Raw genomic sequence first — 21136 nt, forward strand, 5'->3', positions numbered from 1 at the left:
TCGAGTTACTTACTTAATGACTACGATTTGCTTCCAACCCTGATGCGGATGTGAGACTAATCGTTTGAATATATTATCAAAAATAGAATCTTTGTAAATTGACCTGTTCAGTCGATAAAAATATTCATCTAAATATTTTTGGAGATGTTCCTTTTTGACGTGTGATTGAATCGTTCTTATTGCAGTTTTTACCTGATGAATAATAGTGTGCATTTCTTTGAAGTTTTTCCCAGGAACGCTTTTTTCTTGGACGATGTTATAGCTCTTTGCTATTATTTTGTAAGCTGTCCATTGGTCTGTTTTAATATTCGCATCTTTACTTATATGCTCGTCAAATAATGGTTTTATTGACTTTGCAGAATAATCATCAATAACATTTGCATAACCTCTTTTTATCTTTCCTTCATCTGTCAGCTCAACAGCACAAGCAACTTTTGCCTTTTTGCTATCGTAACTTCTACCTTGTTTTCCTGTTTCTTTTCCGCCAACTACAAATTCATCAACTTGTACATTTCCTGTCATTGGATACTGTTTTGAGGACTTCATCGCAAGTCTTACTTTTTGCATAAACAACCAAGAAGTCTTTTGAGTTATTCCATAGCGTTTTGCCGCTTGAGTTGAGGATATTGATTTGGTTGTACAAGTCATTTCAAAGGCAATACAAAATGCTTTTTGAATTCCAAATTTAACTCTATGAAAAAGAGTTCCTGCCGTTGCACTCTCTTTATATCTACATTTGGTACACTCTCTTTTATTGTGTTTTTCAAAATAAACATACTTCGTATTCTCGCAACGTTTACATCTATAGCCGTCTTTCCACTTCTCATTGGCTATAAATTCACGGCAACTTTGGTCGTCTGGGAATGTCTTTATGAACTCTAAAATATTCTCCCCCTGAAATATACTTTCCATATCCTTGTATTTACTATAAATATAAGTGTTTTTTAAGTAAGTAACTCTAAAAATGTTATTATACAGATGGTACATCACTCTAATGAGGTCATTAAAATTAATTTTTCGGACTATTTAAGTCAGCAGTTAAACCATGATTATACTTATTTATCCAACTTATTTTCTGAAGTTCAAGGTACTACAATAGAACAATTTATAATTTCTCATAAAACAGAACGTATTAAAGAACTCATAATTTATGGCGAATTAAACATCACTGAAATTGCATGGAAAATGAATTACAGTAGCGTTGCCCATCTTTCGAGCCAGTTTAAAAAAGTGACCGGCTTATCTCCTTCACATTTTAAAAAATTAAAAGATAAAAGGAGAAGTCCAATTGAAGAAATTGGAAACCATAATAAAAACCAATAGATATGTATTACAAAAATGGAGAAGTCCAGGAAAATAACGAGGTTCAGTATAACCGAAACTTAATAGAATCTATACTAGAGCCTATTTTTATTGTAAACATAAAAGGTGAAATTATTGATTTCAACAAAGCAACTTCAACAATTATTGGTAAAGACAGAGAAAATATACTGTATTCAAATTTTGAAGATTATTTTAATCCTATTCAGCAAATTCGAAATTTTATATCAATAGTTTGCAAAGAAGGATCATTATACGATCAAGCACTAGAAATTAAAGATGAAGCTGGTAATTTAATACCCATTTTGTGTAATGGAACACCCTTTAAAAATAATGTAGGAAAATTAATTGGTGTAATAATTGTTGTGCGGGAAACTTCAAAACAAAAATGGTCTATTGAGTTAGAAGAAGCGCACAAAGAAAAAGAGAAACAGCAAGGCCTTAACAAAGAACTTGAAAAACTTAATAACTCTGCAATTTTAGCATCGCAGTATACTTTGAGTTTAATTGAGGCTAGTCAAGATCCTCTGGTTACATTGAATACCAAGGGTAAAATTACGGATATGAATCAAGCCTTGGTAAACAGTACTGGAATGTCAAGAGAAGAGCTTACTGGATCTGATTTTTTTGATTATTTTACCGAAAAAAAGAATGCTCGTGAGGTTCATAAAGAGGTATTTGATAAAGGAAGCGTCTCTAATTTGCCACTTACCATAAAACACAAAAATGGAAAATTAATCGATGTTCTTTTTAACGGTTCTGTTTACAAAGATGCTCAAGGAGAAGTGGCTGGTGTAGTTATAGTAGCAAGAGATGTAACAGAACAAAAAAGAATAGCGTCAGCCTTGATAGAAGCACGAGTATTTGCTGAATTAGCAACCGAAATTGCAGAAGAAGCTAAAAAAAATGCCGAAAGTGCTGCCATCATTGCTAAAAATGCTGTAAAAGCAAAACAACAGTTCTTATCTAATATGAGTCATGAAATACGGACTCCTATGAATGCCATTATTGGATTCACAAAAGTTGTTTTAAAAACTGATTTGACTGTAAAACAATTAGAATACATCAATGCAATAAAAATGAGTGGTGATGCATTAATTGTTTTGATCAATGATATTTTAGATCTTGCCAAAGTAGATTCGGGAAAAATGACTTTTGAAAAAAAACCCTTCAAAATGAATGTCTCGCTAGAATCAATGCTTCATTTATTTGAAAATAAAATTCAAGAAAAAAATTTAAAACTGGTTAAAGAATATGATTCAAATATTCCAAATGTTTTAGTGGGTGACCCTGTGCGTTTGCATCAAATTATTTTAAACCTCGTAAATAATGCAGTAAAGTTTACTCAAAAAGGTATCATAACCGTAGGTGCTCAACTAATTTTTGAGGATGATGATCGTGTGGTTATTGAATTCTCTATCTCGGATACGGGAATAGGAATACCTGAGGATAAACTACAGCATATCTTTGAAAATTTTAATCAAGCTTCAAGCGGTACCTCAAGAATTTATGGCGGTACAGGTTTAGGATTAGCAATTGTTAAACAACTTGTCGAATTACAAGGAGGTAAAATTCGAGTAAAAAGTACAATTAAAATGGGATCAAATTTTAGTTTTTCTTTAAGTTTTCAAAAGACAAATGCTAATGCTGCACTAGAAAATGATTTACTAGAACTGGATTCGGAAATTAAGAATATAAAAGTACTAGTAGTTGAAGACATTGCATTGAACCAATTGTTGATGAAAACTGTTTTAGATGATTTTGGATTTGAACGTGATGTTGCCGAAAATGGAAAAATTGCTATTGAAATGCTAAAAACTAAAGCCTATGATATTGTTTTAATGGATTTACAAATGCCAGAAATGAATGGATTTGAAGCCACAGAATATATACGCAAAAAAATGCAGTCGCAAATACCTATAATTGCATTAACAGCTGATGTTACAACGGTAGATTTAGATAAATGTAAAGCGGTAGGAATGAATGACTATCTTGCAAAACCTGTTGACGAAAGGCTTTTGTATAGTAAAATTGTTGGTATTCTTAAAAAGCCGAAACTAGCAAAATTATCAGCAAAATTGAACGAAAATATGGAAACTACTGTAAAAAAGATACGTTGTATCGATCTGGTGTATTTAAATCAAAGAACAAAGTCAAATCCAGAACTTATGATGGAAATGATTGATTTATATCTTGATCAAACACCCACATTAATAAATACGATTAAACAAAGTTTTGCAGAACAAAACTGGCAATTATTGGCCGCGGCAGCTCATAAAATGATTCCTTCATTTTCCATTATGGGAATTAGTACCGACTTTGAAGATATCGCTAAAAGAATTCAGGAGTTTGCAAATTCACAAGAACAATTAAATGAAATTGATGCTTTAGTGTTACAATTGGAACAAATTTGTTTACAAGCTTGTGGAGAATTAGAAGAAGAATTAAATATAATAAAAAATACAAAAAAGTGATAAACGAAAATAAAATTAAAATTTTTCTGGTTGATGATGATGCTTTGTTTTTAAAATCATTAGAAATTGAATTTAAGCAGAATACTAATTTTTTAATTGAGACCTACCCTACTGGTGAAAAATGCATTGAAAATTTAAACCATGCACCAGATTTAGTTGTACTTGATTTTCAGTTAGATGGAATTATTAAAGGTGCTATGAATGGCTTACAAACACTAGATAAAATAAAAGAAATTAACTCGAACATACCTGTCATTATGCTATCATCTCAGGATAAGATTGAGGTTGCCGTTCAATGTATGCATCACAAAGCTTTTGATTATGTAGTTAAAAGTGAAACTGCTTTTTTACGATTGGAAAAAATAATTTCTACTATTTTTAAGTATCAAAAATTAGAAAAAGAACTTAAATGGTACATGGACAGAATGTAAAATTCCTGTTTTCTAATCTTTATTAATGAAATAGTACAAACTGCACATGCTAACGTATTCCTCATAGTAAGTTATGAAATGAGCTTTGTCTTACCACATGAAGCAGGTCCTCAAAATGACTTAAAAAGTAATAAAAGATAAAGCCGATCAGTTAAGTTATGATAGAGCAAATATAACAGCATTCATAACAGAGTTGGCAGTCATAGCGCCAAATGTGTAAAAATGGCGCAAAGAGTTTTAGGAATTTGGAGGAGAAGTTTTTTAGTGCGAAAGAAAATTTTAAACTCACTCCCGAGCAATTGAAAATCACACAAACTAGAGAAAAGACTAAAAGATGCCGAATTAGAGATTATACAACTATTGAAGCATGCAGTAATCAAATTAAGTACAAAAATGAAGCTTAACTAACACTGTAGTTTTTTAATGCTTATTAAGACATACATACTAATAGCCTTAATAATCACAACTAATGAATCTTACATTTCTATCTTTTTTAGACAAAATATTATATAAGAGATATTAATATCAACTCACCATTTTTAGGCTTGATCCGTAAAAAAGTGTTTTAAATTAAAACATCAATTGTTACGAACTCCATTTATACTTTGAATTACAAACACCATTCGAAAAACACAACCTTTTGTTTTTTACAACTGGTTCCTTCTCAACAGGCTTATTTTTAAATCAATATATTGCAATTGAAGATTATTTTTTAATACTTCAAAATCAGCCGAAAGTGATTGATTTTTGACTGAGGAATATACAATTGCTTCCACTTTGCCACTTGTAAATTTAGATTGTGTAGTGACAAAAGAAGCTCTAGCAAACTTTTGCTTCTCGATCAATTTATATTGAAGTTGTGAATAATTCCTCTTGTTTTTTTCTTCTAGGATGACTTGTTTTTCTACTTGTTGTTTTTCCTTTTCTATTTCCAGTTTTGCCTTATCCCCTGCTATTTTTGATGCACTGATTTTTTTGTCATTTCTAAAGCCATTGAAAATAGGTATGCTCAATTGCATCCCAACTTGTTGGTTTTTATTATCTTCTAATTGATCGAAAAAAGAATCTGCGTTGGCATTTACTTGTTTCAGATTTTTATAGTAAAAAGTAGAATACCCGTAGTAGGCTGACAATACGGGATAATTGCTGGCTTTTTCTAATCGAATTGAGTTCAAACTATTTTGATAATTGAGTTCGGCAAGCTTAATTTTAGGGTTAAAAAGCGCATTGTCAAAATCTTTTGTTGCTTCCTTAAAATAAGGTTCTAAAACAACTTCATCAGTTTTCACATCCATAACATTCATCAACTGAAACAATTCTGTTTTTTTTATAGCATACAATTGTTCTGTTTCCTGATTTCGGATTTCTTCTGTCGAAAAGCTCAATTGTATGTCATACAAATCACTTTGGGGTTTACTCCCAATGGCAACTTCTTTAGTTATTCTGTCCAAGTTGAAAGAAGCCTGCTTGAGTTGTTCTTTTTGGATTTTCAATGACTCTTGTATGTATAGCACTTGATAAAAGCTTTCTAAAATTTGAAGTTTGTATTCATTTTCTATGACTTCTACATCCGCTTTGGCGAGTGCAATATTTAATTTGTCTTTTTGTGCATTTGCAAAAGCACTGAAATCAATTAAATTTGTTCTGGCATTGAGATAAAAGTTATTGTTCTGAATGTTAGAGCTCACCCTTCCGTTAGTCGACGGATCAATGGTAGAACCAAAATTATAGCCTTGCTCACCATATAAATTGATCGTGGGTAACATTCGATTCAAAACTGAGTTTTGGGCCTTTTCTGTTTTTTTTATTTCAAGTTGTCTGATTTTTATTTCGATATTATTTTGCAAAGCTGTTTCCATACATTTAGTAAGCGTCCAAGAATTATCCTGAGCACTTACTAAAGCAAAAATTAAAAAAAAGACTAACGTAAAAATTGAATTCTTATTCATATTTTAAATATTTTAAAACATCCGTTTTAGTTGCTTGAAAGGCTTTTGCCAAAACAATTATTAATGTTAAGAACAGTAAAGACAGAAAAGCAATTGCAAAAGGAAAAATTTTAATTGTAATTCGGTACGCAAAATTTTCGAGCCATTTTTCTAATAATAAGTAGGCAGGAACTACGCCGATTACAAAACCTATTAAACAGAAAACAACATATTGTTTTGATAATTCTTTGAGTAAAACATTGGTTTCGGCACCCAATGTTTTTCGAATAGCGATTTCTCGTAATCTTCGCTCCATAGAGAAAGAAGCCAAAGCGAACAAACCGAAAATGGCAATAAGAACAACCACCACATTTAGGATTGAGAACAGATTTTTTTGTTTGACATATTCCTTAAAGGATCGTGCGTATTTTTTATCTACAAACTCATACGAGAACGGATATTCGGTATCCACTTTAGTTTTCCAAAATTGTTCAATATCGCTCATCGTCTCTTCAATATTTTCTCCCTTTACTTTTACAAAAATTGAATTTATACCTTGCAACATCAATGGCATTGCCTTTAGATGCGTAAACACCATTGGTGAGTTTTTTTCTTGAGGTCCTCTTAAATTGAAGTCTTTTACAAAGCTGATTATTTTGAATTTCTCACTATTACGAGAAATAATTTCTTTTCCTACTGGCTGTTTGATTCCTAATATTTTTACAGCTGTTTCATTAACCATTACATTATTAATGGTGTCTGAAGCGTATTGAGAATTGAAATACCTTCCTTCTAATAATTTGATATTCATCATTTCCATCATTCCAAAATCAACAGCCATGTTCAGTCCTTGAATGCGAGCGTTTTGGAACACATAATCGCTTGAAGAACGTGCGCCATTTCCAAAAGAAAAATTTCCAGTAGCCACTTGATTAACGCCTTTCATTCTGCTCAATCTATCTTTTACTGTCAAATAATTCTTAAAAAAATCGTTCTTATAACTTGCTTCAGACTGTTTGTCAAATTTTTTCAGAAAATCAACTTCAATAACTTGATCACCCTTAAAACCAAGGTTTTTGTTGGTTAAGTAATTTACCTGTTGGTGAACAATCGTTGTACCGATAATAAAAAAAACAGCTATAGCAAATTGAAAAACCAGCATACTGTTGCGCAACCAAATTCCAGTTTTACTTCTATTAAAATTTCCTTTTAAGACTTTTTGTGCTTCAAAACTTGAAATATATAGCGCTGGGAAAAATCCGCCTAATACAACAACTATTCCGAAAATAAATAACAATTGTAAATAGAATTGACTACCATAAATTTTTAAATCCTTGTCTAAAAGTTCATTATAATATGGCAATGAAATCTCGACAATTACTAATGCGAAAAGAATAGAAAGGAGCACAATTACTACTGTTTCTGAGATAAATTGAAATGTGATATTCCTTTTGCTTGCACCCAATACTTTGCGCACTCCTACCTCTTTCGCTCTCTTAATTGCACTGGCAGTAGCTAAATTGATATAATTAATAATGGAAAGAATCATTATTAAAATAGACAATCCTGCCATTATGATTAAATATTGATAATTCCCCACTCCTTCGGGATAGCCCCAACCTCCTACTAATACCGAATTAAGCCTAGCATCTTTAAGTGGTTCTAAATTTATAGCAACAATCCCATGTTCTTTTATTTGCTGATCTAAACTAATATTGGCTGCTTTAGCTTCGGGTTTAATAACATTGTCAATAAAAAGTTGCTCAATTTTTCGTTCAACTAACTCTTTTTTAGAGTTATCCTTAAGTTTTATAAGCAAACAAAAATTAAAAGACTCCCATTGGTCTACACTCTGTGTTATAACTTTTTTAAAGTTATCTGTCAACACAACATCTGGAGCAACAGAACTTTTCATTTCATTTTTATAAACACCACTAACGGTATAAAAGTTTTCTCCAAATTTTATTTGCTTACCTATTGGGTTTTCTTTGTCAAAAAAAGTACTGTAAATTTTCTCAGAAATAGCAATTGAAGAATCATCTTTTAAAGCATTTTTAGCATTCCCGAAAATAAAAGGAAAGGGGAAATAATCGAAAAACTTGTTTTGAGTATTAAATCCTTTCACTATTTTTTGCTTTTTTCCGTTGTAAATAAACAAATCTGAATCATACCAATTATAGCAGTAGTTGTAACTTTCTAAATTAGGATCATTTTTTAAATATTGTCCTATGGGAGCAACTGTATAAGGCCATTTATTATTGTTCAACGTGTTTATAACCATGTAAACGTTATCCTTTTCAGGATTCCATTTATCATAACTTTGTTCGTCATTCCAATATAAAATGGCGTAAATCAATCCTGCAATACCAATACTCAAACCCAAAACGTTGAGAAAAGAAAACAATTTGTTTTGCTTTAAGTGGTTAATAAATATTTTAATCCAGTTTTTTAGCATGATTACTCGTATTTTAAATATTTTAAAACGTCTACTCTTGTGGCCTGATACGCTTTTGAAAGCACTACCAATAATGTTAGTGACAATAAGGCAATAAAGCCAATTAGAAATGGATAGATTGAAATGTCAATTCGATAAGCGAAATTCTCTAACCATTTATTTAACAAATAATATGCTGGCAAGACTGCAATCAAAAATCCTATAACACAATAAATAATGTATTGTTGGGATAATTCTTTTAGTAAAACATTAGTTTCGGCGCCGAGTGTTTTTCTGACTGCAATTTCTTTCATGCGTCTTTCTATGGAATAAGAAGCTAATGCGAATAATCCGAACAAGGCAATGAGAATAACAACAATATTTAACAATGAAAACAGGTTTTTTTGATTTACAAATTCCTTGTATGTCCGTGCATAAGCTTTATCAACAAAATCATAATTAAATGGATAATCAGAATCTATATTTTTTGCCCAGAATTTTTCGAGGGCTGGAATGGTATTTTCCATTTCATTTGGATTCACTTTTACAAATATGTAATTGACATTTGTGTTCATCCAATCGATTGTTTTGAGATGGAAGAAAACCATTGGGGGAATTTCAGCTTTTGGTCCCCATAAATTGAAATCTTTCACAACCCCAATAACCTTGAGTTTGTTGCCACTCCAATTGATGATTTTTCCAATAGGACTTTTTTCTTTCATCAATTTCAAAGTTGCTTCATTGACCATTACTGCATCAATAGTATCTGATGAAATGCGGCTGTCTAAATAACGTCCTTGAGCCATTTTTATCTTTAACATTTCGAGCATCCCAAAATCAATAGCCATATTTTGACCTTGAATACTTATATCTTGATAAATAAAACTTGAGGACGAATTATCGCTGGTTCCAAATGAGAAAGCTCCTGTAGATACTTGTGTAACGCCATTAATCTTGGCAATTTCCTGTTTGAGGGATTGGTATCTGGTAAATAATTTTTCCGAGAATTTTTTATCATTAAAGTCATCATCGGGCTTTCTGTATTTAATTTGAAGTACTTGTTCCCCTTTAAATCCTAACTTTCTAGTGCTTAAAAAATGTACTTGCTCATAAACAATGTAAGACCCGATGATAAAAAAAGAAGCGATAGCAAATTGAAGAATTAGCATTCCGTTGCGCAGCCAAACACCACCTTTACTGCGCCCAAAGTTGCCTTTCAATACCTTCAGAATTTCAAAATTGGAAACGTAAATTGCAGGGAATATTCCAGCAATAAGCACTGTTAGAATAAAAATGATTACTAATTCGTAAAAGAACTGGCTGCCGTAGATTACTAATTTTTTTTCTAAAAATTCATTATAATAAGGCAGCGATAATTCTACAATTACCAGTGATAAGAGTAAAGAAAAGAAAGTGATCAATACAACTTCAAAAATAAACTGCAATACAATATTATTCGTTGATGCACCAACAATTTTTCGGACACCTACTTCTTTGGCTCTTTTTATTGCATTTGCAGTCGCTAAATTGACATAGTTAAAAACAGATAGGATTAATATTAAAATAGATAAACCCATCATAATCATCAAAAACTGAAAATTGCCTCGACCTTCTGCATATCCGTCAACTATAGAATGTAATCTAGTATCTTTTAAAGGTTCTAATATTATTTTTGTATTTTCAGAGCCATTTTTTTCATTCCATTCTTCGGGAGTAAGACCTTCTTCTTTGGCCCATTTAAGAACTCTATTCTCATAAAGTAACTTTTCCATTTTTCGTATAACAACCGTTTTATGATTTGGATTTTTAATTTTGAGCATTAAACCATAATTAAAATTTCCCCACTGGTCATAGTCGTCTTTTAATCTTGCATCCATTAGACAAGTTACAGCTTGAGGAGCAAGGGATGAGTTGCCTGGAATAGTATAAACACCTCGAACTATCAGTTTTTTACCTGAATATAAAACTTCTTTTCCAATTGGGTTTTCTGAGACAAAAAGCTTCGCTGCAACCTCTTCGGAAAGTGCAATGCTATTTTCATCATTTAAAGCAGTTTTGCGATTACCTTTTATAAATTCAAAAGGAAAAAAATCAAAAAAAGTTTTTTGGGCATTAGTTATGTTAAAAACGCCTTTTTTGTTTTTGTACGTAATGATTCTATTTGAATACCAATTTTCAAAATAACAGTAAGAGTCAAGTTCCTTAATATCTTTTTTAAAATAAGGCTCATAACTAGCAACATTATTAGGCCAAATCATGTCCTTTCCAACTACGCTCAATACTTGATAAACATTTTCTTTTTCAGGATTCCAAGAGTTGTAACTTTGTTCGTCATTCCAATATAAAATGGCGAATATCACTCCTGCAATACCAATGCTCAAACCCAAAATGTTGAGAAAAGAAAACAGTTTGTTTTGCCTTAAGTGGTAAATAAATATTTTTATCCAGTTGAGTATCATAACTTTTTGATTGATTTAATTTTGATTTGATTGATGTAAGAGGTTCAAGATATTTACAAAAGTATTTTGCAAAGCATCTCAAAAATGATTGTGGCGATTGATATGAGTATGGTTATCATTTTTATACTTTAAAAACATCCACATTTCTTTGATTTGTTTTTTCAGAAATGACAACTCCATCTTTCATAAGAATCGTTTTCTGCGAAAAAGAAGCGTCATAATCAGAGTGGGTCACCATCAGGATTGTCGCACCATTGGCGTGTAAATCAGTTAAAAGTTCCATTACTTCATTTCCGTTTTTACTGTCTAGATTTCCAGTAGGCTCATCGGCAAGAATAATTTTTGGATCGTTAATCAAGGCTCTTGCCACAGCTACACGCTGTTGTTGTCCACCGGAAAGTTGCTGCGGAAAATGTTTCAATCGGTGGGAAATTCCTAATTTATCAGCGATTGCTTCTACTTTTTTCTTTCTGTCAGAGGATGGAACTTTATTGTAAATCAGCGGCAATTCGATATTGTCATAAACTGATAATTCGTCTATCAAGTTGAAATTCTGAAAAATAAAGCCAATATTTTCTTTTCTGGCTTTCGATTTTTCTTTCTCTTTCAGCCCAATCATTTCTTGGTTTAACAACTGATAACTTCCGCTTGAAGCGCTGTCTAGCAACCCTACAATATTCAACAAAGTGGACTTTCCGCTTCCTGATGGTCCCATAATCGAAACAAAATCACCTTGATTAATGGTTAATGAAATTTCGCTTAATGCCATGGTCTCCACTTCTTCGGTTCTAAATACTCTTGAAAGATTTTTAATTGTGATCATACTATTCGTTTTTTGATTGATGTTATTTATTTCTCTTTATTCTTTACTCTTTATTCTTTACTCTTTCTTCTATGCTCTTTCCTCTATACTCTTTTTCTTATTCCAAATTCAAAACTTCGACTTCTTTATAGTCTTTATACGATGAGGTAATTACTTTTTCACCTGCTTTCAATCCGCCGAGTATTTCATAATATAGTGGATTTTCTCTTCCCAGTTTAATTGCTTTTCTCTCTGCTTTGTTGCCATTCACTACAAAAATCCATTTCCCGCTCGTTTCTTCATTAAAGCTTCCTTTAGAAAGTACTACTGTCTTAGTTTTTTCTGATAGGTTTAATTTTACGCCAAAACTCAATCCTTGTTTTAAATCTAATTTTTCAGAAGAAACAAAATCCAATTCTACTTGAAACCTTCCGTTTTTAATTTCCGGAATCACTTTGGTTATTTGCACTTCGATGGATTTATTTTCAAAATCTACTGCTCCTTTTTGTTGCGCTGCAATTTTATCCAAATAAAATTCATCGATGTCAGCTATCAATTTATAGCCTTTCCTATCATCAATAGAACCAATACTTGTATTTTGTGCATAGGTTTTCCCAAGAATAGGTTCAAAGGAAGAAAGTCTACCAGAAATTGGTGCTGTAACAAGGAAATTTTTTTTATTCATTCTCAAAATATCCAAACTTTTATTCATGAAACCAATGGATTGATTCAATTGTCCTATCTGGACTTGATTTGCTAATTTTTCTTTTTTGACACTTTTTTTAATGATGTTCATGCGTTCTTTTTGAAATCGATAATTTTCTTGGGTCTTTTCCCATTCATTTTTAGAAAGTATTTCCTGTTCAAAAAGTTTTTGGTTCAATTCAAATGAGTTTTTGGCATCCAAATAATCGTGTTCAATGGCAATCAAGTCTTTTTCTAAATTCAATTCCTGATTTCTCAAATCGAGTTTGGCTTTATCTAAATTATTGATTTGTTCGATAATGGCCGTTTCCTGTTGCATGTACGACAGTTCTGCATTGGGATTGTACAATCGTGCCAACGGTTGTCCTTTTATAACCATGTCGCCGTTTTCGACAAATATTTCCTGAATGGCTCCGCCTTCAATGATATTCACTAACATTGAATTTAAAGGAACTACTTTTGCCTGAAAAGACATAAAATCTTCGAAAAAATTATTTTCAACGGTCTTAATCGTAATTTCAACTTTTTTTACGTTCAAACTTCTTTTTTTGGTAGCTGATGTAAAAACAAAATACCCAAAGAGTAAGATAATTGGCAAAACGATTAAAAGATACTTATTTTTGTTAGTTTTACGTACGATTTTGGTGTCCATTGTTTATTGTTTGTATAGTCTATTAGGATAATCGTACCAGAAAATTAAAAAACGTAACAATCTTATTATCAAGTTTTTAATTTTGATAAAAATTACACGATGTCCATAATTGAACACTATTTGTCCAAAACCGAACAATGATTCCATTTTCTGAATAAAAAAAAATAGCTATTGCATTAGAATGAAAAAAACCAACGCCTCCATATTAGTCATAGACGACCAAGAAGATATTCTTTTTGCTTCAAAAATGCTACTGAAAAAGCATTTTGAAAATATTTATACCCTTAATAACCCTAAAAATGTTGTAGAACTATTATCACAAAACAACATTGATGTAGTTTTGCTCGATATGAATTACAGAATAGGATTTGAAGACGGCAGAGAAGGTTTGTATTTATTAAAAGAAATAAAAACGCTTTCGCCAAAAACGGTCGTTATTTTGATGACCGCATTTGGTAAAGTAGAAACTGCTGTAGAAGGTTTAAAAGCAGGTGCTTTTGATTATATTTTGAAACCTTGGGAAAATGAAAAATTACTTAGCGTTGTAAAACAGGCAGTTGACAAAAGTAGGAAAGAGCAAAAGAAATCTAATAATATCGAGATTGTAGACGAATTTTTTGTTGGAAATTCAGAGGTTATAAAAAAAGCTTATTCTCTGGCCGATAAAGTAGCTAAAACCGATGCCAATGTGTTAATACTTGGTGAGAACGGAACCGGAAAATTTGTGTTGTCACATCATATCCATCTGCAATCAGAGCGAAAAAACAGTCCTTTTATTCACGTTGATTTAGGTTCTTTAAATTCTAATATTTTCGAAAGCGAATTATTTGGCTATGCTAAAGGAGCTTTTACAGATGCGAAGGTTGATACGCCAGGACGTTTTGAAATGGCTCAAAACGGCACTATTTTTTTGGATGAAATAGGAAACGTCCCATTGCATTTACAATCTAAACTCCTGCAGATCATTCAAACCAAAATGGTAACCCGTTTAGGAGAATCAAAAGCAAGACCGCTGAATGTTCGCATTATTACAGCCACCAACCTGAATTTAAAACAAGAAGTTACAGATAAGAATTTCCGTGAAGATTTGTATTATCGCATCAATACTATGGAAATTGTGTTGCCTCCTTTGCGCGAGCGAATCGAAGATAAAATTCCTTTGGCGCAGTATCTTTTGCAAAAAATGATTACAAAATACGGACGAGACACAATTACTTTTGACGAAAAAGCATTGGAACAAATAGCAAATCACGCTTGGAATGGAAATATCCGTGAAATGGAAAACCGAGTAGAGCGTGCCGTGATTCTTTGTGAAAACAATTACATTACCGTTTCGGATTTGGATTTGGAACAAATAACGGCTTACGAGGACAATCAAGATGACATTCAACTTTCGGCCGTAGAAAAAACGGCTATTGAGAAAATCCTGTTGAAAAATAACAACAATATTAGTAAAACTGCCGAGGAACTAGGATTATCTAGAGGTGCATTATACCGACGTTTAGAAAAATATAACATCAACTAATATGCTTACATCCTTAAAAATATACCAACTCCTTTTTCTGAGATTAATTTTTATTTTTTGCCTTTCTGTAATTTCCCTATTTATTTTTCAAAAAGGATTAGTCTTTACAGCACTTTTTGGGACACTCATACTTTTCATACTCTTCGTCGAAATGTATTTTTACATTAAAAACACCTTTCAGCTGTATGACAGAACAATCACTTCAATTTTGCAAAATGATTTCACCTCCGATTTTTCGAAACATAAATCGTATCAAAATTATTCTAATTTATTCAAACTGTATGAATCACTAAAAAACAAAGAAAACGAGCAGGTTTCAAAAGATATTGTCTACCGTTCTATTTTAAATACTATCGAAACAGGAATTATTATCTTACAAAAAGAAGGAAGTGACTGGAACATTTTTTTGATGAATGATTTTTTTTCGAAACATTTTGATGTCCCAAAAGTATCAAAATGGAAATATCTAAAAAATCATTTGCCTGCGTTGTGTGAAATTATCGAAAAACAGGATTTTCAGGAAATTAAAACATCTTTAGAAATTCGTGTCAATCAGCAAGACACGCAAACATTTGTAATGCAGTCTTCTAGAAGCGAAATTTACAATCGGGATTATTTTATTGTTTTACTGGATTCAATTCAAAATGTAATTGAGAAAAAAGAGAAAGAAGCTTGGGTCAATTTAATGAAAGTCATCTCGCACGAGCTCTTGAATTCGATAACTCCCATTCGGTCACTTTCTCAAAATTTACAAGACCTGGTGCAACAGGAAACCATTTCGGCAGAAGATTTAGACGATATGAAAAGTAGTGTTACCACGATGTTGAGACGAAGTGACCACTTGCAGCAATTTGTAGAAAGTTATCGAAAACTGGCCATGCTGCCATCTCCCAAAAAACAAATAATGGAACTATCAAAATTGATTGACAACAGTAGTCAAATCATGAATCCATTGTTTAAAAAGGAACACATAGAAGTCATAAATACTATTGCTTTTGACCGCAGACTCCATATTGACCCACAACAGATGGAGCAAGTAGTCATAAATCTTTTGACAAATTGCATATATGCCTTATCTAATTCAGAAAAAAAACAAATTATCATATCGGCAGAAGTCAAAGAAAAGCGAATTTTTATCATGATCACCGATACAGGGCAAGGCATCGAAAAAGAAATAGAAAACAAAATATTCTTACCCTTTTTCACCACCAGAAAAGAAGGAGCAGGAATTGGTTTAACTTTATCTAAAAGCATAGTTGAGGCTCACGGTGGCTACTTGGCATATAGAAATGATGAAGGAATAACTACTTTTGTGATTTGTTTGGTTGAAAATTGATCTTAATTCAGATATGAATAAAAATTAGAGTTTAAGTTAAGCGTAGTAATTTATCAAGTACAAAAACTCTCTTTGCTTTCTAAATACATTTCTCTATAAAACAACTAAAAACTTTAATAACTGTATAGATTTTTAATGTAAATTGAAAAGGTTTTCTTTATTTCAATAGCTGGCACCAATACTATTTATTGTAACAGACAATAGCGACTCAGATAAAAAGCCTATTATTAGTCAGTCAAATCCATCATTCATTTATGGAATCACTTTTTTCTACTGTGTTTTAGTCAAAGAAATTAACATACTTATTTTGTTGAAGGATTATCTCTTATTATAATGCTGAAATTTTGTTACTTCTGCTTGGTCAAGGATGGTAATGGAAAGCTCGTAGCATGACACAGGAAGTTCCACGAATTGCAATTTACTGTCTATCCATGAACAGTTTTAGTAAGACTATTGATTTAAAACAGTTGTAAATCAGGTAATAGGCATAGGAGGAACAAACCAAAAAATTAAAAAGCAGGTATTTATACGTTAAACTATCTGCTTGGCTTGTCTTATTTTTGGTTAAACAATTACTAACAAAAACTAATAGTAACGAAACCATTACTCCCCATGAAAAAAACAATCACCAGATTAAGTGTAGTAGCCTTATTAGGGCTCACCATTTTTATAGCTTGTAAAACCCAAGAAAAAACAGAAGCTTCAAGCTATTTACCAAGCAATGTTTTATCTTCTTGTGTAGTCAATCCTTCTGAGTTTAAGACTTGGTTTGTGAGTGGTAATCCTACTGAGAATGGAGCTGTGGAACCCGCTAACAGTGTGACTTTTGGTCATGAAGACAATTGTGATTTTTACCGATGGTCTGAGCAAATGTTTTTGTGGATTACTTCGACAAGCTCAGGTATTTATGGAAAAAGTAAGACCGTTTTAGAATCACCTGTTTTCTATACCGTTTCACCAGAATTTGGTGTAAATGAAAGAAAATTAATTCCGCATAGACCTGGCATATTGTTGAGTGCACTACCTAATATAGAAAAAAGCAGAGGTGTTGATAGCGAGGAAGGACAAGCCACAGGCGATGCTTTGATGTCAAAAGATGGTGCCTTACTCTATTATATTACAATGGTAAATGATGTGTATGCACAGTTTATAGCGGCTGTAAATGCAGGCAAAATGAAAGGCAAGCAATTTCCAACTACTCAAGCTGAACTAAATACTATTGTAGCTTATGCAAAAAGCCAAAATATTGTTTTACCAGATGCCAATGCCTTAGCCATCGAACTTAAAACTTCGTGGGTTGATGCCAGTACTGTGAAAGATTTGAGTAATTACATTACTATAGATGCACTTGTACCTACTTATATTAAAACATCAAAAAAGTGGACCATCGTTCCTAATAAAACACAAAAAATAAAATTAGCCCTGTTGGGTGTGCACATTGTGGGTAGTACGGCTGGACATCCAGAGATGGTGTGGTCAACTTTTGAACATAAAAACAATGCTCATAATTTAAGTTACACCTATTTAGATACTGCAAAGAAGCAACAGAAGATTGCGGCAGATACTAAAGGCCTTTGGGTTTTGAATTCGGCACCAGCAGATACGACCAACATTAATATTTCTCACATGAAGTTTAAAAACGATACTATTTCTGCACAGTGGACTACCACGCCTCTACCGCCTGCAAATAATACCATTAGCCCTAGTAATACTACCAGAACCAAGCCTTGGGGTGTGGCGAATAAAGGAGTTCCAAACCCTGAGAATGCAACTGCAGCGGCTTCCAATAGTCAGATCATATCTATTAACAATTCGGTGCTATCTCAATTGGTTGGTAATGACATACGAAAAAACTATCTTTTTATAGGATCCACTTGGACGGATGGTGGCGCAGCACCTAATGGTCAAAGTTATTCAGCTACCAATACCACAAGCGGTGTGGCAATAGGTACAAGTCAGCTGGCAAATAGCACAATGGAAACCTATGATCAAAGTACGGCTTATAACCAACATGGTTCTTGTTTTAGTTGTCATCATGATTATAAGTCGCCTAAACCTACTTTAAACCCTAATTTTTTAAGTCACGTGTATGCTGATATTAGAAGAGGAGATTCTATTTCAGGTAAAAAGGTTAAGTTAATTCAGTAATAGATTGAAAAAGAGTTTAAAAGTGTAAGGTTTCCATAGACCAATAGTTTATGGGCAGCCTTACACTTTTGGCTTATTCAAACCCCGTCGGTGCAATTAAATAAAAAACGTTTTAAAATTGAATGTATCCATTTCAATCAGAGCCAAAAAAGAGGTAACTATAGGTCGATAATCATCGGCTTTTTGTATTAAAAGAACCAATTTTGCTCAAAGAACAAAAAAGAGGCAAAACCTGCAATTTTTTAGACTGTTAGAGAGTCCAGTAGAATTTTTTTTGATGAGCTTTGGAATACTTCCATGGCTCCTATTATTCAAAAAAATAATATAAGTAAATACTTCATAATAAGTCAGATTAAAAGCAAATGTAAATGGTAAAATTACTTTTAAAAAATTGTCAGAGGGTTAACAAAATTATCAAAAGTTTATGATTACTCTTAATAAACCTAAAGATTTTGCTATTAAAGAGTTAACTCCAGAAGCTAGAAAAATACAAGATGAAATAGCAATAGAAATATTATAAAAAATTTCTAGAAGAAGATTAAGAATATAAATTCAGACAGAATTTTTATTCTCTACAATTATCAATAAAGAAAAAGATGTTTTTTTAGTGAAGCTACTCCAAACTTCATTTTAAGAAGTTTAGTATAATTATGTACTATTAAAAACTTAACTAATTCCTCATCTTACTAATTTTATCAAAATTAAGGATTGTTACTATACTTCCTTTTTTTTCAATCAGACCTTCATTTTTGAATTCTGTCAATGTCCGGCTTACGGTTTCTGAGGCGGTTCCAGTTAGTGCGGCAAGTTCATCCCTACTAATTCTAATACTAGTTTCGTGTTTAAACAATCTCAAAATTGCCTCAGCAATTCGTTTTCTTACTGATTGATAAGCAAGTTGCAATAAATATGCGTCTTTGTTCCTAATTTCGCTGGAAAGGATTTCAATAAATTTTCCTGCCATATCAGGGTATTGCAGTAACATTTGATCAAATTGAATTTTAGGAAAAAAGCATAAATAACTATCTTCCATGGCAGTTGCTGTATCATCGTAGGGTTTAGTAGAAAGAATGATATTGATTCCTAAAAAATCTTCTTTTTGGTATATTCCTGTCATCAGTTCATGACCATCTTCGGTCATTTTAATAGTCTTAATTTTACCTGAAATTACAAGGTAAATTCCAGTAGCATTGTCACCTTCATAGTGTATGACTTGATTCTTTTTGAACAATCTAGTTTTTCGTTCCGCTATGATTTTTTTTAACTCGTTTAATCCATTATTTTTTGAGACTATCTGATCCAAACTCTCTAGAGATTTACTGTAAAAATGATGTTGACATTCTTTCTTCTTTAATCTACTTTCAATAGCATTGAGAAGTTCTAATCTACCAAATGGCTTTGTAAGATAATCATCAGCTCCCATTTCCATTCCCTTACGTAAATCAAGTCGTTCTGATTTTGAAGTAATAAAAATAAAGGGAATGTTAGTAGTTTCGGTATTTTTGTTTAGGAGATACAATACCCCATAACCGTCCAGTTCAGGCATCATGATATCGCACAGAATTACGTCTGGTAAATACATTGTAGCCATATCAACCCCTTCCTTTCCATTTTTAGCAACAATGACTTCATAGTCTGCCAATTCTAGGATTTCAACTATATTTTCCCTTATTTCATTATTGTCTTCAATTACTAATACCTTGCTCATATTGTTAAAAATGTTAGTGTAAATAAAGTCCCTTCGTGTATTGTACTTACACACGAAACAGTACCCTTCATTAAGGCAATATATCGTGCCACGATATTTAAACCAAGTCCAGTACCTGGAATATTACCCGTATTATGTGCTCTGAAAAAAGGTTCAAATAAATGCAATTGATCTTCATCAGGAATTCCTATTCCTTCATCTTTTACGCAAATGATACAATGTGTATCATTTATTTCGGTAGTAAATTCGATAGTACAACCATCGTCTGAATATTTTATAGCATTTGTAATTAAATTGATAATGCTATTTTTAATTAGATTTTGATCTAAGTTTATAGCTTTCTGAAATCCATAATGAGAATACTGTATTTGCTGATTGTCTTTTGCTAGTAATTGCATCTCCTCAGTAATCTCTTCGGCTAATTGCACTAGATTAAAACATGTGGGTTTTGCATTTACTTTACCAACTTCTAATTGTTCTATGTATAAAAAGTCATTTAGTATGGTGGTCAAATTTGTAACCGCATTAATTATTTTACCAGCATGTTTTATGATATTAGCATTTTCTAATGGTTCGGCATATTTTTCGATAAGAGAAGCAGATAAATGTGCCGTGCTTAAAGGAGTGCGGAATTCATGCGAAGCCATTGATAAAAACCTATTTTTTAATTTACTGATTAGTTTTTCCTTCTCTAAACTGGCACTCACTTTTGCTTTGGCTTTTTCAAGTGCTTTAATCGTATCGTTTAAGGTTTTTGTGCGCTCTTCTACAAGTTCTTCTAGATGGGAAGCATAATTTTTAAGGCGTTCTTCATCCTTTTTTTGCTGGGTAAGATCATGAATAAATCCGGCATAAATTTTTCTTCCTGCATAATTTACTTCACTTACGCCAATTTTAAATGGAAATTGATTTCCCTTTTTAGTTTTACCTTTTAGTTCTCTTCCAATTCCAATTATATGGGATTGACCAGACATTTTATAGTCTTTTAAATAGGATTCGTGAACTTCTTTATTACCAAAAGGCATGAGCATTGAAATGTTTTCTCCTAAAACTTCTGGTTCAGCATAATCAAAAAGTTTACATGCAGATGGATTTATGCTTTCTACAGTGCCTAATTCATCAATAGTTATGATTCCGTCAATAGCGTTATGCACAAGGGCATCTAGTAAAGCAGATTTTTCCATAACTTATTTTGTCAAAGTGTATTGACTAAT

Annotated in this window: 14 protein-coding genes; 6 read left to right on the top strand and 8 right to left on the bottom strand. The window is 32.2% G+C overall.

The genetic code is table 11. The annotated features are described in order from the left end of the window. Nucleotides 1-9: 9 nt before the first annotated feature. On the bottom strand, nucleotides 10-912 hold the full coding sequence (locus tag FJV36_RS13640) for an IS1595 family transposase (RefSeq protein ID WP_158728025.1): 903 nt from the start codon (nucleotides 910-912) through the stop codon (nucleotides 10-12). A gap of 66 nt (nucleotides 913-978) precedes the next feature. Here FJV36_RS13640 and FJV36_RS13645 point away from each other — a divergent pair, with 66 nt between their 5' ends. Genes FJV36_RS13645 through FJV36_RS13655 form a run of 3 tightly spaced genes read left to right on the top strand, consistent with a single transcriptional unit; the run spans nucleotide 979 to nucleotide 4225 of the window. Next, nucleotides 979-1323, top strand: coding sequence for a helix-turn-helix domain-containing protein (locus FJV36_RS13645; RefSeq protein WP_370514403.1), 345 nt, complete (start codon nucleotides 979-981; stop codon nucleotides 1321-1323). A gap of 2 nt (nucleotides 1324-1325) precedes the next feature. Then, nucleotides 1326-3794 carry a PAS domain-containing hybrid sensor histidine kinase/response regulator gene (locus tag FJV36_RS13650; protein ID WP_158730178.1) on the top strand — a complete coding sequence of 823 codons (2469 nt, stop codon included), beginning with the start codon at nucleotides 1326-1328 and terminating at the stop codon, nucleotides 3792-3794. After that, entirely contained in the window at nucleotides 3791-4225 is a 435-nt protein-coding gene (locus FJV36_RS13655; RefSeq protein ID WP_158730177.1) for a response regulator, read from the top strand. Before FJV36_RS13650 ends, FJV36_RS13655 begins: the two co-directional genes overlap by 4 nt. Before the next feature lie 647 nt (nucleotides 4226-4872). Here FJV36_RS13655 and FJV36_RS13660 read toward each other — a convergent pair. From FJV36_RS13660 to FJV36_RS13680, 5 genes are all read right to left on the bottom strand, one after another. Next, nucleotides 4873-6174 (bottom strand): TolC family protein, encoded by a 1302-nt coding sequence (locus FJV36_RS13660; RefSeq protein WP_158730176.1) that lies wholly within the window; start codon nucleotides 6172-6174, stop codon nucleotides 4873-4875. Further along, on the bottom strand, nucleotides 6167-8608 hold the full coding sequence (locus tag FJV36_RS13665) for an ABC transporter permease (RefSeq protein ID WP_158730175.1): 2442 nt from the start codon (nucleotides 8606-8608) through the stop codon (nucleotides 6167-6169). Before FJV36_RS13665 ends, FJV36_RS13660 begins: the two co-directional genes overlap by 8 nt. 2 nt (nucleotides 8609-8610) lie before the next feature. After that, nucleotides 8611-11046: an ABC transporter permease gene (locus FJV36_RS13670; protein WP_158730174.1), complete on the bottom strand. Its 2436-nt coding sequence runs from the start codon at nucleotides 11044-11046 to the stop codon at nucleotides 8611-8613. Between the two features lie 121 nt (nucleotides 11047-11167). Continuing rightward, nucleotides 11168-11869, bottom strand: a complete 702-nt coding sequence (locus FJV36_RS13675) for an ABC transporter ATP-binding protein (protein WP_158730173.1) — start codon at nucleotides 11867-11869, stop codon at nucleotides 11168-11170. A gap of 97 nt (nucleotides 11870-11966) precedes the next feature. Continuing rightward, nucleotides 11967-13205: an efflux RND transporter periplasmic adaptor subunit gene (locus FJV36_RS13680; RefSeq protein ID WP_158730172.1), complete on the bottom strand. Its 1239-nt coding sequence runs from the start codon at nucleotides 13203-13205 to the stop codon at nucleotides 11967-11969. 181 nt (nucleotides 13206-13386) lie between these two features. Here FJV36_RS13680 and FJV36_RS13685 point away from each other — a divergent pair, with 181 nt between their 5' ends. From FJV36_RS13685 to FJV36_RS13695, 3 genes are all read left to right on the top strand, one after another. After that, a complete protein-coding gene (locus FJV36_RS13685; RefSeq protein WP_158730171.1) occupies nucleotides 13387-14730 on the top strand; it encodes a sigma-54 dependent transcriptional regulator in 1344 nt (447 codons plus the stop codon). 151 nt (nucleotides 14731-14881) lie between these two features. Continuing rightward, on the top strand, nucleotides 14882-16066 hold the full coding sequence (locus tag FJV36_RS13690) for a PAS domain-containing sensor histidine kinase (protein ID WP_233264612.1): 1185 nt from the start codon (nucleotides 14882-14884) through the stop codon (nucleotides 16064-16066). Between the two features lie 612 nt (nucleotides 16067-16678). Then, nucleotides 16679-18214 carry a hypothetical protein gene (locus tag FJV36_RS13695; RefSeq protein WP_158730169.1) on the top strand — a complete coding sequence of 512 codons (1536 nt, stop codon included), beginning with the start codon at nucleotides 16679-16681 and terminating at the stop codon, nucleotides 18212-18214. Between the two features lie 670 nt (nucleotides 18215-18884). Here the strand turns inward: FJV36_RS13695 and FJV36_RS13700 are convergent. Both FJV36_RS13700 and FJV36_RS13705 read right to left on the bottom strand, forming a co-directional pair. After that, a complete protein-coding gene (locus FJV36_RS13700) occupies nucleotides 18885-19922 on the bottom strand; it encodes a response regulator (protein WP_158730168.1) in 1038 nt (345 codons plus the stop codon). Then, entirely contained in the window at nucleotides 19919-21106 is a 1188-nt protein-coding gene (locus tag FJV36_RS13705) for a PAS domain-containing sensor histidine kinase (protein WP_158730167.1), read from the bottom strand. The genes FJV36_RS13700 and FJV36_RS13705 overlap by 4 nt, the downstream gene beginning before the upstream one ends. Between the last annotated feature and the right edge of the window lie 30 nt (nucleotides 21107-21136).

Source organism: Flavobacterium sp. I-STPP5a (assembly GCF_009764685.1).
In the GTDB taxonomy this organism is placed as follows: domain Bacteria; phylum Bacteroidota; class Bacteroidia; order Flavobacteriales; family Flavobacteriaceae; genus Flavobacterium.

Bases quoted from the DNA above. Each gene is read 5' to 3' on its own strand.
- FJV36_RS13640 (WP_158728025.1), bottom strand. From the start codon at position 912: ATGGAAAGTATATTTCAGGGGGAGAATATTTTAGAGTTCATAAAGACA.
- FJV36_RS13645 (WP_370514403.1), top strand. From the start codon at position 979: ATGGTACATCACTCTAATGAGGTCATTAAAATTAATTTTTCGGACTAT.
- FJV36_RS13650 (WP_158730178.1), top strand. From the start codon at position 1,326: ATGTATTACAAAAATGGAGAAGTCCAGGAAAATAACGAGGTTCAGTAT.
- FJV36_RS13660 (WP_158730176.1), bottom strand. From the start codon at position 6,174: ATGAATAAGAATTCAATTTTTACGTTAGTCTTTTTTTTAATTTTTGCT.
- FJV36_RS13665 (WP_158730175.1), bottom strand. From the start codon at position 8,608: ATGCTAAAAAACTGGATTAAAATATTTATTAACCACTTAAAGCAAAAC.
- FJV36_RS13670 (WP_158730174.1), bottom strand. From the start codon at position 11,046: ATGATACTCAACTGGATAAAAATATTTATTTACCACTTAAGGCAAAAC.
- FJV36_RS13675 (WP_158730173.1), bottom strand. From the start codon at position 11,869: ATGATCACAATTAAAAATCTTTCAAGAGTATTTAGAACCGAAGAAGTG.
- FJV36_RS13680 (WP_158730172.1), bottom strand. From the start codon at position 13,205: ATGGACACCAAAATCGTACGTAAAACTAACAAAAATAAGTATCTTTTA.
- FJV36_RS13685 (WP_158730171.1), top strand. From the start codon at position 13,387: ATGAAAAAAACCAACGCCTCCATATTAGTCATAGACGACCAAGAAGAT.
- FJV36_RS13690 (WP_233264612.1), top strand. From the start codon at position 14,882: ATGTATTTTTACATTAAAAACACCTTTCAGCTGTATGACAGAACAATC.
- FJV36_RS13695 (WP_158730169.1), top strand. From the start codon at position 16,679: ATGAAAAAAACAATCACCAGATTAAGTGTAGTAGCCTTATTAGGGCTC.
- FJV36_RS13700 (WP_158730168.1), bottom strand. From the start codon at position 19,922: ATGAGCAAGGTATTAGTAATTGAAGACAATAATGAAATAAGGGAAAAT.
- FJV36_RS13705 (WP_158730167.1), bottom strand. From the start codon at position 21,106: ATGGAAAAATCTGCTTTACTAGATGCCCTTGTGCATAACGCTATTGAC.